At 67.7% G+C, this 15,966-nt stretch carries 17 protein-coding genes; 15 read left to right on the top strand and 2 right to left on the bottom strand.

Annotated features, from left to right (window positions below; all coding sequences use genetic code 11):
* Nucleotides 1-153 precede the first annotated feature (153 nt).
* The 11 genes from CCK87_RS15490 (at nt 154) to CCK87_RS15440 (ending at nt 11,508) form a co-directional block, all read left to right on the top strand.
* Complete coding sequence (locus CCK87_RS15490) at nt 154-513, top strand: YtxH domain-containing protein (protein ID WP_140162889.1); 360 nt, start codon at nt 154-156, stop codon at nt 511-513.
* Nucleotides 514-523: 10 nt separating this feature from the next.
* Nucleotides 524-928 (top strand): phage holin family protein, encoded by a 405-nt coding sequence (locus tag CCK87_RS15485; RefSeq protein ID WP_086462310.1) that lies wholly within the window; start codon nt 524-526, stop codon nt 926-928.
* The gene (locus CCK87_RS15480; RefSeq protein ID WP_086462309.1) at nt 925-1,278 is read left to right on the top strand and encodes a DUF3618 domain-containing protein; all 354 of its coding nucleotides are present in this window, start codon (nt 925-927) and stop codon (nt 1,276-1,278) included. Before CCK87_RS15485 ends, CCK87_RS15480 begins: the two co-directional genes overlap by 4 nt.
* Before the next feature lie 50 nt (nt 1,279-1,328).
* The gene (gene hemQ / locus CCK87_RS15475) at nt 1,329-2,054 is read left to right on the top strand and encodes a hydrogen peroxide-dependent heme synthase (RefSeq protein ID WP_086462308.1); all 726 of its coding nucleotides are present in this window, start codon (nt 1,329-1,331) and stop codon (nt 2,052-2,054) included.
* Nucleotides 2,051-3,214: a ferrochelatase gene (locus CCK87_RS15470; RefSeq protein WP_086462307.1), complete on the top strand. Its 1,164-nt coding sequence runs from the start codon at nt 2,051-2,053 to the stop codon at nt 3,212-3,214. The genes hemQ and CCK87_RS15470 overlap by 4 nt, the downstream gene beginning before the upstream one ends.
* Before the next feature lie 31 nt (nt 3,215-3,245).
* A complete protein-coding gene (gene hemC / locus CCK87_RS15465) occupies nt 3,246-4,178 on the top strand; it encodes a hydroxymethylbilane synthase (protein WP_086462306.1) in 933 nt (310 codons plus the stop codon).
* Nucleotides 4,175-4,963, top strand: a complete 789-nt coding sequence (locus CCK87_RS15460) for a uroporphyrinogen-III synthase (protein WP_249273930.1) — start codon at nt 4,175-4,177, stop codon at nt 4,961-4,963. The genes hemC and CCK87_RS15460 overlap by 4 nt, the downstream gene beginning before the upstream one ends.
* A 156-nt stretch (nt 4,964-5,119) precedes the next feature.
* Nucleotides 5,120-6,094 (top strand): porphobilinogen synthase, encoded by a 975-nt coding sequence (gene hemB, locus CCK87_RS15455; protein WP_086462304.1) that lies wholly within the window; start codon nt 5,120-5,122, stop codon nt 6,092-6,094.
* 132 nt (nt 6,095-6,226) lie between these two features.
* Nucleotides 6,227-7,591, top strand: a complete 1,365-nt coding sequence (locus CCK87_RS15450; protein ID WP_086462303.1) for a glutamate-1-semialdehyde 2,1-aminomutase — start codon at nt 6,227-6,229, stop codon at nt 7,589-7,591.
* A 3-nt stretch (nt 7,592-7,594) separates the two neighbouring features.
* Nucleotides 7,595-9,994: a glycoside hydrolase N-terminal domain-containing protein gene (locus CCK87_RS15445; RefSeq protein WP_086462302.1), complete on the top strand. Its 2,400-nt coding sequence runs from the start codon at nt 7,595-7,597 to the stop codon at nt 9,992-9,994.
* A gap of 140 nt (nt 9,995-10,134) precedes the next feature.
* Entirely contained in the window at nt 10,135-11,508 is a 1,374-nt protein-coding gene (locus CCK87_RS15440) for an MFS transporter (RefSeq protein ID WP_086462301.1), read from the top strand.
* Between the two features lie 29 nt (nt 11,509-11,537).
* Here the strand turns inward: CCK87_RS15440 and CCK87_RS15435 are convergent, their stop codons facing one another.
* Nucleotides 11,538-13,205: a thiamine pyrophosphate-binding protein gene (locus tag CCK87_RS15435; protein ID WP_086462300.1), complete on the bottom strand. Its 1,668-nt coding sequence runs from the start codon at nt 13,203-13,205 to the stop codon at nt 11,538-11,540.
* Between the two features lie 170 nt (nt 13,206-13,375).
* Nucleotides 13,376-13,822 carry an Asp23/Gls24 family envelope stress response protein gene (locus CCK87_RS15430; RefSeq protein WP_086462299.1) on the bottom strand — a complete coding sequence of 149 codons (447 nt, stop codon included), beginning with the start codon at nt 13,820-13,822 and terminating at the stop codon, nt 13,376-13,378.
* A gap of 111 nt (nt 13,823-13,933) precedes the next feature.
* Between CCK87_RS15430 and CCK87_RS15425 the strand changes: the two genes are divergently transcribed.
* From CCK87_RS15425 to CCK87_RS15410, 4 genes are all read left to right on the top strand, one after another.
* Nucleotides 13,934-14,500 carry an RNA polymerase sigma factor gene (locus tag CCK87_RS15425; protein ID WP_086462298.1) on the top strand — a complete coding sequence of 189 codons (567 nt, stop codon included), beginning with the start codon at nt 13,934-13,936 and terminating at the stop codon, nt 14,498-14,500.
* Entirely contained in the window at nt 14,497-15,156 is a 660-nt protein-coding gene (locus CCK87_RS15420) for a hypothetical protein (RefSeq protein ID WP_086462297.1), read from the top strand. Before CCK87_RS15425 ends, CCK87_RS15420 begins: the two co-directional genes overlap by 4 nt.
* Nucleotides 15,153-15,473: a hypothetical protein gene (locus CCK87_RS15415; protein WP_086462296.1), complete on the top strand. Its 321-nt coding sequence runs from the start codon at nt 15,153-15,155 to the stop codon at nt 15,471-15,473. Before CCK87_RS15420 ends, CCK87_RS15415 begins: the two co-directional genes overlap by 4 nt.
* Before the next feature lie 92 nt (nt 15,474-15,565).
* Nucleotides 15,566-15,958 carry a hypothetical protein gene (locus tag CCK87_RS15410; RefSeq protein WP_086462295.1) on the top strand — a complete coding sequence of 131 codons (393 nt, stop codon included), beginning with the start codon at nt 15,566-15,568 and terminating at the stop codon, nt 15,956-15,958.
* Nucleotides 15,959-15,966 lie beyond the last annotated feature (8 nt).

Below are 15,966 nucleotides of genomic sequence, written 5' to 3'. Positions count from 1 at the left end.
AGCGCCAGCATAGAAGTCTGCGAGTCGGCCGCTGCTGCCCGAGCTGCAGTCGGCGTCTAACACACCCGCGGAGCGAAAGGCATCCCATTCGCAGCACAGGCGGCAAGGTCTACGCTAATAGCTCACGCCAACTCTCTAGGGATCGGAGTCGTTATGCGCGGCAAGTTGATTTTGGTGGTCGGTCTGGCCACAGGCTACGTTCTCGGCTCGCGTGCCGGCAGGCCGCGGTACGAGCAGATCAAGTCGGGGGCCGACAAGGTGTGGAATCTCGCACCCGTGCAGCAGGTCGCCGGGGCGGTCAGGGAGTTCGCCGGCCAGCGTGTCGACACCGTGCAGGTGAAGGCGGGAAACGCGACGAAGAAGGCAGTGCGTTCGCTGCTGCACCTCGACGACACCCCCACGAAGGCTGCAGGCTCGAAGTCCGCCGGCTCGGCGAAGAAGAAGGCCTCCACCACGAAGACCTCGACGATGAAGCCGGCTGCGCCCGCTCCAGCCGCGGCCGACGACGAGTAGGGCCCGTCTGATGACGAACCTTCCCAACCCGGCTCGCAAGAAGTCGCTCGGCGAACTTCTCGGCGAACTTCCGGGCCTGCTCACGAAGCTCGTCAAAGATGAGATCGAGGGTCTGAAGCGCGAGATCACATCGCGTCTCGCCAAGCTCGGAGTAGGCGCAGCGCTGTTCGTCGTCGCCGCGCTTCTCGGCTTCTTCGCGCTCGCGGTGCTCATCGCCGCCGCCGTGCTCGGCCTCGCCACAGTCTTCGAACCGTGGGCCGCGGCTCTGATCGTGGCCGGTGGCCTCCTCATCATCGTCGCGATTCTCGTGCTCGTCGGTGTGCGCTCGATCAAGAAGGGCATCCCGCCGGTTCCAGAGAACTCGGTCGACAGCCTCAAGAAAGACGTCAACGCGATCAAGGGACTCGGCCGATGAGCACCGATAAGAAAGACGCACCCGTCGATGGCGCAGCAGTTCGCGCGACGACCCAGATGGCCAAGACCGCCCTGCAGGGCGATGGAAAGCCAGAGGCGCCGAAGCGCAGCTCCGCGGAGCTCGCCGCAGACATCGTGAAGAACAGGGAGGCGATCGCCGCCAACCTCGACGCCCTCGAGTACAAGCTCAATGTGCCGAAGCAGGCCAAGCTCGCCGCGGCCGAGATCTCCAACAAGATCCGCGTGCTGCGCGACGAGAACCCCGTCGCCCTTGCTGCGGGTGTCGGTGGCCTCGCGGTCGCCGTGGGCGGGGCGGTCTTCCTCGTCGTCCGGGCTATTTCCAGGCGCTGAGCGCATGATTTCGTGGCGCGCCAACGCCACTGACTACTCACACGAAATGAATGAGGAACATGACTGACCCGACAGTCGATCAGACCGCCACGCCCGCCGATGAGGTCATCGGCTACACGCTGTGGGCGGTCTTCCGACGTAACCCCGACCGAGCGACCGCACTCGATGGGCACGACGTCGCGAACGCCGTAGGCCAGCTCGACGACGCCATCGCGATCGTCGAGGCCGAGGGCGTCGTCGTGCGCGGCCTCTACGACGTGTCCGGTCTCCGAGCGGATGCCGATGTCATGTTCTGGCTGCACGGCGCCGTTCCTGAGACGCTCCAGTGGGCGCTCCGCGAGCTCCGTCGCACGGGCCTCATCCAGCCGCTCCTTCCGACGTGGAACGCCATGGGCGTGCACCGCGACGCGGAGTTCAGCTCGAACCACCTTCCCGCATTCATGCGGGGCAAAGAGCCGGCCGCATGGCTCACCGTGTACCCGTTCGTGCGCAGCTACGAGTGGTACCTGCTGCCCGATGAGGAACGTCGTGCGATGCTCGGCGAACACGGTCGCAAGGGCAGCCAGTTCCGCAGCGTGCTCGCCAACACGGTCGCGTCGTTCGCGCTCGGCGACTACGAGTGGATCCTCGGCCTCGAAGACGACAACCTGCTGAACTTGGTCGACCTCATGCGCGATCTGCGCCAGACGGATGCCCGACGACACGTGAGAGAAGAGATCCCCTTCTACACCGGCCGACGAATCACGACCGCCGAGATCATCGAGGTTCTCCAGTGAGCGACCTGGTACGCAACGCGACGCCGGCAGCTGCCGACGGTCCCGAGCACGTCACAGAGCCCACGCAATACGACGCCATTCTGCTGGCCTCGTTCGGCGGCCCTGAGGGTCAAGACGACGTCATCCCGTTTCTCCGCAACGTCACGCGCGGCCGGGGCATCCCCGAGGAGCGGCTCGAAGAGGTCGCCCACCACTACCGCGCCTTCGACGGCATCAGCCCCATCAACGCGCAGAACCGCGCTCTGCAGATCGCTCTGCAGGCCGAGGTCGACCGCCGCGGACTGAACCTGCCGGTGATCTGGGGCAACCGAAACTGGGACCCGTACCTCGCCGACGCGCTGCGCGAGGCATCCGATGCGGGCCACAAGAAGCTGATCGCCATCGCGACCAGCGCCTACAGCTCGTATTCGAGCTGCCGCCAGTACCGCGAAGACTTCGCCATGGCCCTCGAGGAGTCCGGTCTCGGCGACGTACTCGAGATCGACAAGGTGCGTCAGTTCTTCGACCACCCCGGCTTCGTTGAGCCGTTTATCGAGGGTGTGCGCGAGGGCTTCGCCCAGCTCGCCGCCGAGGTGCCCGATCTCAACCTCGAGACAGAGGTCGAGGTCCTGTTCTCGACGCACTCGATCCCGTCGACGGATGCCGCCCGCTCCGGCCCCGAGGCCCGTGGCTTCGGCGAGGGTGGCGCCTATCAGGCCCAGCACCTCGCGGTCGCCGAGGCCGTTATGCTCGCCGCGGAGTCCAGCGCGCCGTGGCAGCTCGTGTTCCAGTCGCGCAGCGGCCCGCCCTCGATGCCATGGCTCGAGCCCGACATCAACGATGCGATCGCCGAATTGCCGGCCCGCGGCATCCGCGCTGTCATCATCGTGCCCCTCGGTTTCGTCAGCGACCACATGGAGGTGAAGTGGGACCTCGACAACGAGGCCCTCACCTCGGCCTCCGACGCCGGACTCGCCGCCGTGAGGGTGCCGACCCCGGGTATCCACCCCGCCTACGTCTCAGGGCTCGTCGATCTCGTTCTCGAACGGGTGCAGGCGACGCCCGCGGCGGAGCGTCCTGCGGTCACGAAGCTCGGCCCCTGGTACGACGTGTGCCGCCCGGGCTGCTGCGAGAACGTACGCTTGGGGTTCAAGCCCGCGATCTCCGGACTCGCGCCCTGATCCCTCGTTCCATCCTGAAAGCCCTTTTGTCTTGACCCGAATACTTCGCATCGCCACCCGCGGCAGCGCGCTCGCGCGCGCCCAGACGGGCATGGTCGCCGACCAGATCACCGCGGCGACGGGCGTTCCGACCGAACTCGTGATCATCAAGACAGAGGGCGACACCTCGAAGGAGTCGCTGGCGTCGCTGGGCGGAACGGGTGTGTTCGCGAGTGCTCTGCGCGAGGCCCTGGTCCGCGGCGAGGTCGATCTGATCGTGCACTCGCTCAAGGATCTGCCCACGGCGACCTACCCCGGCCTCGTGATCGGCGGTGTTCCCGCGAGAGAAGACGCGCGCGACGTCCTCTGCACGCAGGGTGGAGTGTCGCTCGCGGATCTTCCCGAGGGTGCTCGCGTCGGAACCGGTTCTCCGCGCCGCCGTGCCCAATTGTTATCACTTCGTCCTGATCTGGAGGTCGTAGATATTCGAGGGAATGTCGACACACGACTACGATCGGTTGAACGGGGAGACCTTCACGGCGTCGTGTTGGCTGCAGCCGGACTCGAACGACTGGGTCGGCTGGCGGAGGCGTCGGAGTTCTTTGATCTTGAGCTGTGGCCGACCGCGCCCGGCCAAGGCGCTCTCGCCATCGAGGCGCGAGAAGGAGACGACATCACTGAGCTGTTGAGCATCGAGCACGGGCTGACACGCACCGCTGTTCGAGCCGAAAGATCTGTTCTCGCCACCCTCGAAGCCGGATGCGCCGCGCCGATCGGCGCGCACGCGACACTCGACGGCGACCTGCTCGTTCTCACCGCTGTGGTCTACGACCCGTCTGGCGAGGCGGAGCTCGGATGCACGCGCAGCGCAACGCTCACCGGAGTCGATGACGGCGTGGTCGCCGAGGCTCTCGGAGCGGCGGTCGCGGCGCAGCTACTCGAAGACGGAGCCGCCGAGCTGGCTCCGCTCGGAGGGGCTGCATGATGACGCCCTGGAGCAATCGTCCGCTCGGCGGATGGCGCGTGCTGGTTCCGCGAGGCGGCCCATGGGGCCACGGCGTCGCATCCGACCTTCGCGCGGCAGGGGCAACACCCGTCGTCGCGCCCATGATCAACTTCGCCCCCGCTGCCGACGACACGGCCCTCAACGTGGCTCTTGCCTCGCTTGCCTCCGGGGCTTTCGACTGGCTCACGGTCACGAGTGCCACCACCGTCGACGTGCTTTCTGCGCACCAGGCCACTGTGCCGTCGTCGACGCACATCGCGGCCGTCGGAGAGACGACCGCCGCCGCCCTCACCGCGGCCGGCTACCAGGTCGACCTCGTTCCGCCGGAGGACAACTCGGCCAAGGGTCTGCTGCGTGAGCTCGCACAGTTCGAGCAGTACGGCGCCGAGCTTCGAATTCTCACGCTGCGCAGCGATATCGCCAAGCCCGTTCTCACCGAGGGGCTCACCGCCCGCGGTCACACCGTCGAATCGGTCGTCGCGTACAGGACCATCGGCGTTCCGGTCGACGAAGCGATCGTTCGCGACATCCAGGCCGGCGCGTTCAAGGCCATCTTCGTGACGTCAGGAAGTGTCGCCGAGCAGATTCAGCTGCAGTTCGGACCCCTGCCCGAGAACATGATCGTCGCAGCGATCGGGCCGCAGACCGCGCGCGATGCCGCGTCCTACGGCGTGCGCGTCGACCTCGTGGCGAAGGAGCGCAGTGCCGTATCGTTGATCGACGCGATCGTCGACGTGGCGAAGGCCGACAAGTCTGAGGACTGAATAGCGCGCTCCGAAGTCGCGTTCAACAGGTGATTGTCGATTTCACTCGGCGTGTCAAGCGCAAAACTACGGCGTGCCGCCCTTTCATCCTGTTGAACGGTAGTGGCCACACCGCTCTCCGGCTCCCGCCCAGCACACGCGGATAAGCTGGAACCCATGACTTCCGGCTTTCCCGTCGTGCGCGCGCGCCGTCTTCGCGCCACCCCCGCCCTTCGTCGACAGGTGGCCGAGACCCGGCTGCACCCCGCCGACCTCGTGCTGCCCCTCTTCGTGCGCGAAGGCTCGGAGCCGCGCCCACTGAACTCCATGCCCGGCGTCGTGCAGCACACCCTCGACTCGGTCAAAAGCGTCGTGGCCGAGGCTGCGGCCGCGGGCATCGGGGGAGTGATGCTCTTCGGCGTGCCCGAGCACCGTGACGCCACCGGCACCGGCGCGACCGACCCCGAGGGCATCCTGAACCAGGCGACCCGCGTGATCGCATCCGAGGTCGGCGACACGCTCGTCGTGCAGACCGACCTCTGCCTCGACGAGTTCACCGACCACGGCCACTGCGGGGTTCTGGATGCCGATGGCCGGGTCGACAACGACGCCACGCTCCTGAGATACCGCGACATGGCACTGGCGCAGGCCGACGCGGGATCGGCTCTGCTCGGCCTCTCCGGCATGATGGACGGCCAGGTCGCAGCCGTGCGCGATGCCCTCGACGGCGCCGGCCGCAGCGACGTGGCCGTGCTCGCCTACTCGGCCAAGTACGCCAGCGCCTACTACGGGCCGTTCCGCGAGGCCGTCGAGTCGACCCTCACCGGCAACCGCCGCAGCTATCAGCTCGACCCTGCCAACCGACGCGAGGGGCTGCGCGAGGCGCAGCTCGACGTCGAGGAGGGCGCCGACATCGTGATGGTGAAGCCCGCCGGCAGCTACCTCGACGTGCTCGCCGATGTCTCGGACTGGTCGCCCGTTCCGGTCTGGGCATACCAGGTGTCGGGGGAGTACGCCATGATCGAGGCCGCCGCCGCGAATGGCTGGATCGACCGCGACCGCGCCGTCCTCGAATCGGTTCTCAGCATCAAGCGGGCCGGCGCTGATGCCGTGCTCACCTACTGGGCGACCGAGCTCGCCAAAACCCTCTAACCCCCAAAAACCCCGCTTCCGCCTTCGCGGATGAGGAAATTCTCGCGACACCCCGTCCTCCGACGACGAACTGCCGGGGTGTCGCAGATTCTTCCTCATCCGCGAAAGGGAAGTCAGACATTGGAGTACCTCATGACTCGCAACGACGAACTCTTCGACCGGGCACGCCTCAGCATTCCGGGCGGCGTCAACTCGCCCGTGCGCGCATACCGCTCCGTGGGCGGAACCCCGCGCTTCCTCGTCGAGGCGAAGGGCCCGTACGTCACCGACTCCGACGGCACGCAGTACGTCGACCTCGTCTCGAGCTGGGGCCCTGCGATTCTCGGCCACGCGCATCCCGAGGTCGTCGCGGCCGTTCAGGATGCCGCCTCCCGCGGCCTCTCGTTCGGCGCCTCGACCCCGGGCGAGACCGAGCTCGCCGAACTCGTGCGCGCCCGCGTCACCAGCGGTGCACGCTCGCCGATCGAGAAGATCCGCCTCGTGTCGACCGGAACCGAAGCCACGATGACGGCCATCCGGCTCGCCCGCGGATTCACGGGTCGCGACGTGCTGATCAAGTTCGCCGGCCACTACCACGGCCACTCCGACTCGCTGCTGGCCGAGGCCGGCTCGGGTCTTGCCACGCTGGGACTGCCCGCATCCGCCGGCGTGCCCGCCGCAACCGCGGCACTCACTCTCGTGCTGCCGTACAACGACCTCGACGCGGTTCGCGAGGCCTTCGCCCTGCACCCGGGCCGTATCGCCGCGATCATCACCGAGGCCGCTGCCGCCAACATGGGCGTCGTTGCGCCGGATGCCGGATTCAACGCCGCCCTGTCGGCCATCGCCCACGAGAACGGTGCCCTGCTCATCGTCGACGAGGTCCTCACCGGTTTCCGAGTTCACCCCGCCGGGTACTGGGCGCTCGAGTCCGAGGCGCAGGCCGCCGAGGGGTCGGATGCGTACAGTCCCGACCTCGTGACCTACGGCAAGGTCATCGGCGGCGGCATGCCCCTGGCGGCACTCGGCGGCCGAGCCGACGTCATGGACTTCCTCGCGCCCCTCGGCCCGGTCTATCAGGCTGGAACTCTCTCGGGGAACCCCGTGGCCGTCGCCGCCGGAATCGCCACACTGACGCTGGCCGACGCATCCGTCTACGCGCGCCTCGACGCCACGGCAGACCTGCTGTCGTCTTCGGTGTCTGAGGCGCTCGCCGACGTCGGCGTAGCTCACTCGGTGCAGCGCGCCGGCAACCTGTTCAGTTTCGTCTTCGGTGACTACACGCCCGCGGCGGGCGGTGCGCCGCGCACGTACGCCGACGTGCAGCGACAGGATGCGTTCCGCTATCCCGCGTTCTTCCACTCGATGCTCGACTCGGGAGTATCCCTTCCGCCGTCGGTGTTCGAGGCGTGGTTCGTGTCGGCGGCTCACGACGATGAGGCGATCGGCCGCATCCTCGACGCGCTCCCGGCGGCGGCCCGCGCAGCGGCATCCGCGTCGTCGACCCTGGCCGTCTAGGCGATGAGACGCTTCGACATCACCCGAGACGAGCCGGCTGTCTCGATCAACGATTCCTTTCTGCTCGGCAACGGACGCCTCGGCGCGTCGGTGCGTGGCGGGGCCGGTCGCGAGCACGTGGATCTCAACCTCGACACCTTCTGGTCGGGTGGGCCGCTCGACGCCGACGACTCCGACGGCGAGCAGTCCCGGCGCTTCCTCGGCTCGCTCCGTGACGCCGTGCGCGAGGGCGAGTGGGCGCGCGCCGAAGAACTCGCGATGCGCATGCAGTCCGACGGATACACCCAGTCGTACGAGCCGCTCGGGTTCATCGACTGGGCATACGGCGATGCCGCCTCCGGCGGCTACTCCCGGTCGCTCGACCTGGCACGGGCTGCCGCGACGGTCGCCTACGACACCGCTGGCGGCCGCATCGAGGTCGAGACCTTCGTGAGCGCGACGGAGCAGGTCATGGTGATGGAGGTCTCGCAGCCGACACGCTCCGACTCCGCGCCAGCATTCCACTCGCCCCATTCCGTGCGACACGAGCGGGTGCCGTTGGGCGGTGGCGAGTACGTCGACATCGCGACGGGTCGCGCCCCGGCGCGCGTCCTCCCTCAGTACCTCGGCGACGTTCCGGATGCGGTCGTCTACGACGCGGGCGAGCCCGACGCCGATGGTCTTGTCGACGCCGGCATGGGGTTCGCCGTGGGAATCCTCGTGCAGACCAGGGAAACGCCTGGGGCGACGGGCTCCACCACACGCATCCTCGTGGCGGCCGCCGACGGGTTCCGCGGCCGGTCTGAGCGCCCGAGTGCCGACGGCGCCGCACTCTCCGAGCAGGTTCTCGCGACGCTCCGCGGTGTCGCGGCCACGACGACAGACGAGCTCCGCGCTCGTCATCGCGAGGCGCACTCGGAGCTATTCGATCGGAGCGATCTGCGACTGGTTGCCGCGCCGGGCGATGATTCGTCGAAGACCGAGACCGACGAGCTGTACCACCACCTCGGTCGATACCTGCTCATCTCGAGCTCCCGGCCCGGTACTCAGGCCGCCACGCTTCAGGGCATCTGGAACGACAGCGTGCGCCCGGGGTGGAGCTCGAACTACACCACGAACATCAACGTCGAGATGAACTACTGGCCTGCCGACCCCAGCGGGCTCGGCGAGCTCACCGAGCCCTTCAACGAGCTCGTCTTCGGACTCGAGGTCACCGGCTCGCGCACGGCGGCGAGCACCTACGGGGCCGAAGGGTGGTGCGTGCACCACAACACCGATATCTGGGGTTTCTCGAACCTCGTTCGTGGCCTCGAGCCGGGCGACGCGACCTGGTCGAACTGGCCGACCGGCGGGCTCTGGCTCACCCTGCAGCTCTGGGATCACCTCGACTTCGCCCCTGGCCACGACCCAGCCCTTCGCGCGCGGGCCTGGGAAGCGCTCGCAGGGTCGGCCCGCTTCGCCCTGTCTCTGCTGCAGCCGTATACAGACGGAACTCTCGTCGTATCGCCGTCGACCTCACCGGAACACAGCTTCAGGCCAGGCGGCGACGAGGCGGCTTTCGCCGTGAGCGCGGGGGTCACGATGGATCAGACGCTCGTGCTCGAGCTGTTCCAGCGGCTGCTTGTCGAGGCTGACGCGGTTGACGGCGATGAGGAGCTCGTCGCCGCCGTACGGGCGGCGCTGCCGCTCGTGCGCAGGCCGCGGATCGGCCAGGACGGGCTGCTCCAGGAGTGGGCCGAGGACTGGGAGCCGCGCGCGCGGGGCCACCGGCACACCTCGCACCTCTTGGGCCTCTTCCCCGGCTCCTCGTTCGACGAGTACGCGTCTCCCGAGATGTTCGAAGCCGCACGCAGAGCCCTCGAGGATCGCGTTTCCCATGGCAGCGGGTACACCGGGTGGAGTCAGGCTTGGATCCTGTGCCTGGCGGCCCGCGCACGAGATGCCGCTCTCGTCGAGCACTCGCTCGACGTGCTCACTGACGGCCTCAGCTCCTCGTCACTCCTCGACCTCCACCCCGTCGACGTCAAGACTCACCCCGACGGGCACCTGTTCCAGATCGACGGCAACCTCGGCGGAGCCGCCGGCATCGTCGAGGCCCTCGTGCAGAGCCAGAACGACTCGATCCGGTTGCTCAACGCGGTGCCGCCCCGCTGGTATGCCGGCGAGGCCCAGAACATCCGAGCCCGCGGCGGGGCGCGAGTCGCACTCGAATGGAACGGGCGCCGACTCGTTCGTGCCGAGATCGAAGCCTCGGTGGCACGAACGTTCACCATCACGGTGCCCGTCGGCGACTGGGTGGCGACCATCAGTGGGCGTGTCGACGTCGACTCGATTCACTTCGCGTCGGTCGGCGCCGAGAGTGACCGGATGGCGACGACATGGCAGGCCGCGGCGGGCGAGACGCTCGTCATCCGGCCTGCCTGAGCCTCTTCACGCATTCTTTCGGCGTAAGGACGCCGGTACCCTCTTGCGCTGCGGTCGCGCTTCGCTACGCTGAAGTTCGATAGTAGCAACGCGTATTCGATAATCGAACACCGTTGCCCTCGCCGTACAAGGGAGTACATATGAGTTCGGGTTCGTTGACGCCTACGGGGTCTTTCGCGGCGGTGGCCGATCGCCGCAGAGTGGTGTTCGCCACCATCATCGGCACGACCGTGGAGTGGTACGACTTCTTCATCTACGCCTCGGCGGCGGGGCTGGTCTTCGGGCAGCTCTTCTTTCAGCCCGCGGGTGAGCAAGCCGCCATCTTGCTCTCTTTCGCCACGGTCGGCGTCAGCTTCCTGTTCCGCCCGCTCGGTGCGTTCCTCGCCGGACACTTCGGCGACAAATACGGTCGACGGGTCGTGCTCGTGCTCACCCTCATTCTGATGGGGGCGGCGACGGCCCTCATCGGACTGTTGCCGACGTTCGCGCAGATAGGCATCGCGGCGCCGATCCTGCTCATCCTGCTGCGCATCATCCAGGGCATCTCGGCCGGCGGTGAGTGGGGCGGCGCCGTGCTGATGGCCGTCGAGCACGCACCCACCAAGAAGCGCGGGTTGTTCGGTGCGTCACCGCAGATGGGCGTGCCGCTCGGGCTCTTGCTCGCCTCGGGAATGATGGCGATCATGGCTGTGATCGCCCCGGGCGACGCCTTCCTCGAATGGGGATGGCGAGTGCCTTTCCTGCTCAGCATCGTGCTGATCGCCATCGGATACTGGGTTCGCCGCAGCGTCGAAGAGAGCCCGGTCTTCGCCGAGCTCGCGCAGCGCAAGGTCAAGGCCCGCATGCCGATCGCGCAGCTGTTCAAGAAGCACACGCTCCTCGTCGTCATCGCTGCCCTCGTCTTCGCTGGCAACAACGCCGTCGGTTACATGACCACCGGTGGCTACATCCAGAACTACGCGACGAACCCGGAAGGCCCGATCGGTCTGGAGCGAGGCCCGGTGCTCTGGGCGGTCGCGGGCAGCGCGGTCACCTGGCTGCTCTCGACCTTCGTCGCCGGATGGATCTCCGACAAGATCGGTCGCCGCACCACCTACCTGGTCGGCTGGGTGCTCCAACTCGTCGGTGTGTTCGCCCTCTTCCCGCTGGTCAACACGGGCTCGATCGGCGGGCTGTTCGCGGGCATCGCCATTCTGACCATCGGTCTCGGCCTCACCTACGGTCCTCAGGCCGCCCTGTATGCCGAACTGTTCCCCGCCTCGATCAGGTTCTCGGGTGTCTCGATCTCGTACGCGATCGGTGCCATTCTGGGCGGCGCGTTCGCCCCGACGATCGCGACCGCGCTGGTGCAGGCCACGGGCACGACGATGTCGGTCACCTGGTACCTCGCGGGCATGACGGCGCTGGGCCTCATCGCGACGCTTCTTCTGCGTGACAGAAGCGGCATTCCGCTCGGCCCCGACCACGAAGACGAGCAGGCGAAGTCACCGCTCTACGGCGCCAAGCGCGCCTGATCGAACTCCGCGCCGCCAGGTGACGTGACTCAGCCGGCGGCGCGGATGATCTCCTCCTGGTGCGGAGACAGCACGGCAGACGAGATGCGCAGGTCGAGCAGCAGAAATGGTCGCTCGTCGATCGGCGACGCAGCCCAATCGGCCAGCACGTCGAGTTGCTCGACCGTCTGGATGGCCACACCTCGGGCGCCCATCGCGGAGGCGAGGGCGGCGAAGTCGACCTCGGGGATGCGCATAGGCCCCTCGGCCAGCCCCTTCAGTCCATAGAGATTCACCTCGGCGCCATACGCCGCATCGTTCCAGACCACGGCGAGACCGTGGCCGCCGGCCACCCGCACGGCGGTCTCGAGATCGGCGAGGGCCATCAACCCGCCGCCGTCGCCCGTGGTCAGAACCACGGTCGATCCCGGCTTCGCACGAACCGCTCCCGGCACGCTCGCGAAGCCGAGACCGATCGACTGGAACGCCGTGCCGACCATGAGCATCCGGTCGGGAGTCGCCACCGGCCAGTATGCGTTGGCCCAGCCGATGAAGTGGCCGCCGTCGGAGACGACCACGCGATCGTCGGGCAGCAGCTCGCCGATGCGCTGCGCCGCCGAGCGGGGGTCGAGGCGGCCGTCAGGGGCCAGCCCGTCGCCTGGATGCCGCGCCTGGATGCCGTTCAGATCGACCGAGTCGCGCCATCCGGGTCTCGACGAAGCGGTCTCATCGACCGGCCACGCACCGAGCTCGTGGAGCAGCCGCTCGGCGACGATCCGAGCGTCGCCGCGGATGAAGGACCCGACGTGAGGGTGCGTCGCGGTTGCCGCGACATCGATCTGCACCACGCGCGTACCGGGGGAGAAGAGTCCGCCGAAGCGCATGGTGAACTGGTTGAGAGAGGCGCCGAAGACCATGGCGACATCGGCCTGACCGACGAGCTGCATCGCGGCTTCGGCGCCGAAGCCGCCGGTCACGCCCAGGTCGTAGCGGCTGTCGGGAAACACGCCGCGTCCGAGGGCCGTGGATGCGGTGAGTGCTCCGGTCGCCTCGGCGAGCGCGCCGAGTGCCGGCCCCGCGCCGGAGAGCCATGCGCCGCGCCCTGCGAGGAGGAAGGGGCGCTCGGCTGTCGCAAGCAGGGCGGCTGCCTCGAGCACGGCAGCCTCGACGAACGCCCCCGACGGGGTCAGAGGATCGGGCAGTCTCGGTTCCGGGGCGTCAGGAACGGGCCCCGCGTCGAGCGTCGCGACGTCGTACGGGATGGCGAGAACCGTGGGCACGCGATAGGTGAGAGCGTGCTCGACGGCGATCACCGTGGTGGCCGCGGCATCCGTTCGCCCGACCGTATAGGTGCGAGCACCGACGGCCGAGGCGAGGGCGATCTGGTCAACGTCCCACGAACGCGGGCCCGACGTCGGCTCGTCGCCCACCACGAGCACAAGCGGCACCTTGGCCTGCACGGCCTCGGCCAGCGCCGTCAACGTGTTCGTGAAGCCGGCGCCATAGGTGGCGGTGGCTGCGGCCAGCCCGCCGCCGGCCCGGTAGTAGGCGTCGGCAGCAACAACAGCCCCAGCCTCGTGCCGTGCCGCCGTGTAGAGCACGGCGGTATCGCGCTCGAGGGAGTCGAGGAAGTAGGCGTTGCCGTTGCCCATCACGCCGAACACGTGATCGACGAAACGAGAGAGAGTGAGCGCGACGTGCGCAGAGACAGAGGGCACAGGTGAGCCTTTCGAGACGCAACGGATGGATTCCGTATATGTCTCGCTCGGTGCGACATCGCGACCGACTTCGTGCCCCTTTTCCGGACACTGGCTCCCGTGCGGGTGCCTGACGCGTTCGATACTACGCGCCCGCACCCGCAGGGGGAACCACGGCCTCGGCGCTGGGCCTAGAGGACTCGCGCTTCGGCTTCGGCCTCGTCGTCATCGCTCGCGATGTGCACATCGACGATGTTCACGTTGACCTCGGTGACCTGCATGCCCACGAGGGTCTCGACCGCAGAGATGATGGATGCGCGGACGCCGTCGGCCACCTGCTGCAGCGGCGCGGGGTACTCGGCGACGATGGTCGCGTCGACGGCTACCTGGGTCTCGCCGACCTCGACGCTGATTCCCTGTGACAGGTCGGTGCTGTTCATCGCGCCCCGGATGGCGCCGAGCGCGCGGGCGGCTCCGCCTCCGAGAGCGAAGACTCCGGCGACCTCGCGGGCGGCGATTCCGGCCACCTTGGCGACGACGCCATCGTTGATCACCGTCTTGCCGAGGGCGGTCTGCACGTTGGTCGGGGTGCTGATGCTAGCGGGGGTAGCGGCGTTCGAGGTGCTCGTGCTGGCCATGGGTTTTCTCCTTGTGGGTGTGGAATAGTTCACTTGTAGGTCGCATTCAGTCGGCAGATCGTCACAGATCACGTAAAAGTTTTTTCGAAGACGTGGGAACGGGAGAGTTCGGTGAGCGCGGCTCCCTATCGGTTCTCTCTCGAGGACGCCGACGATCGCATCCTCGCAGGACGCGCAGCCGACGGAGACACTCGCGCGTTCGAGGTGCTGGCCCGGCGATACGGGCCGTTGCTGCGTGCCTACGCCCGCCGCATCCTGGGCTCGAACGACGAGGTCGACGATGTCGTGCAAGAGACCCTGATAACGGCGTGGCGCGACCTGCCCTCGCTCAACGACGGCTCGGTGGTCAAGAGCTGGCTGATGCGCATCGTCAGCCACAAGAGCATCGACCGCATCCGCGCACGAAAAGACCACCTCGACGTCGACGACGTCGATGCGGCCCAGCCCGACAGGCTCTCGCCCCACGCCGTCAGCGAGGCGACCTCGCTGCACGAGGCGGTGTCGCAGGCGCTGACCACCCTGCCGCTCGATCAGCAGCGCTGCTGGGTGCTGCGCGAGGTCGGCGAACACAGCTACGACGAGATCGCCGAGCAGATGGGCATTCCCGCCAGCACCGTGCGTGGGCTGCTCTCGCGCGCTCGACGCAATCTCATGACCGAAATGGAGGCCTGGCGATGACCGATCTCGACAACGACGCACATGATGCTCGCGATGAGAATGACGATCTCGACGGCCACACGATCGACGAGCTCAGCGACTATCTCGACCGCGGACGCACACCGCTCGATCCCTCGATCGAGGGATCTCCCGGATGTCGCATCGCCCTCAGCTCGCTGGAGCGACTGCGACAGATCTCGAAGTCGCTCGTCGAGGTGGATGCCGCGGCGGAGGCCCCGCGCAACGACGATTGGCTGGGAGGAATTCTCGAGAGCATCGGGCGCGAGGCACGAGCCGGGCGCGACATCCCGCTGTTGCCGCCCTCGCCGCGCGCGACCCTCTCGGTGACGGAGGGCGCTGTGCGTGGACTGATCCGGGCCGCGGGAGATCGCTCCGGTGGACTCATCATCGGCCGCTGCCGTCTCGATGGCGACGTCACGGCGCCGGGTACCCCGATCACCGTGTCGATCGACGCATCCGTCTTCTGGGGTGAGCGCATCGTCGAGACAGTCGACCGTGCTCGCGAGGCCATCTATTCAGCGTTGCTCAAGCACACCGAGCTCACGATCGCGAGCATCGACATCACCGTGCACGACGTGTACTTCGCGCAGGTGAGCGATCAGGAACCCGATGATGCCGGCGACGGTTCGGCTTCGAACGAGGGAGGCGCGCTGTGATCGACGAGACGAGCGCTTCGGCCGCGAGTATCGACGACGTCGTGCGGGCGGTTCCCGGAGTCACCAGCGTCTACCCGCAGCTGCCCGAGGTCCTCGGTCTGCCGACGGTCGTCGCGGGGCTGGCCCGGGATGTCGCGGCGCACCTCGTCGAGCCGACCGTGCGCATCCGAATCGGCATAGCCGACGCCGATGCGTCGCGTGCCGTCTGCGAGCGGGTGCATGCAGCCGTGCTCGAGTATCTGCTGCAGACGGCGCCCGTGGGCACGCCCGCAGATGAGATGCCCAAGATCGCGGTGAGCGTGGTCGCGATCGGTTGAAGCCGGGCGCGATCGCCGGTCGTAGTCAGATCGTGACGAGCATCGGCCGGTGAATTGCGCATATCGCCAGCTATCGCGGGCAGGATAGACGTATGGCTGTTCTGTTCGTGCACACCGATCGACTCGAGATCCGCCTGACCGGGGCAGAGAAGATTCTGTCGCTGCGCCGCACGAATATCGATATCCCGCTCGAGCTCATCCGCTCGGCCGTCATCACCGAAGACCCGTGGGTGTGGGTGCGTGGAATCCGGGCGCCGGGCTCGGCGGTTCCGCTGACCTTGGCCATCGGCACCTGGAAGGTCCACGACGGCAAGGACTTCCTGCTCATCAAGGGCACACGCACGTCGGTGGTCATCGACATCGACGGCGACGGCTCGGAGTTCATGCGCGTGATCATCACCACGACGCACGCACTCGAGCTCCTGCGGGCGCTCCGCCTGCCGCCGGCGAGCGAAGACCCGGCGAAAGAGATCGCCACCGACTGATCACGACG

The sequence above is a fragment of the Agreia sp. VKM Ac-1783 genome (assembly GCF_900177765.1).
Classification (GTDB): domain Bacteria; phylum Actinomycetota; class Actinomycetes; order Actinomycetales; family Microbacteriaceae; genus Agreia.
The sequence above is the reverse complement of the archived record's forward strand: the minus strand, read 5'-3'. Positions and strand labels throughout refer to the sequence as shown.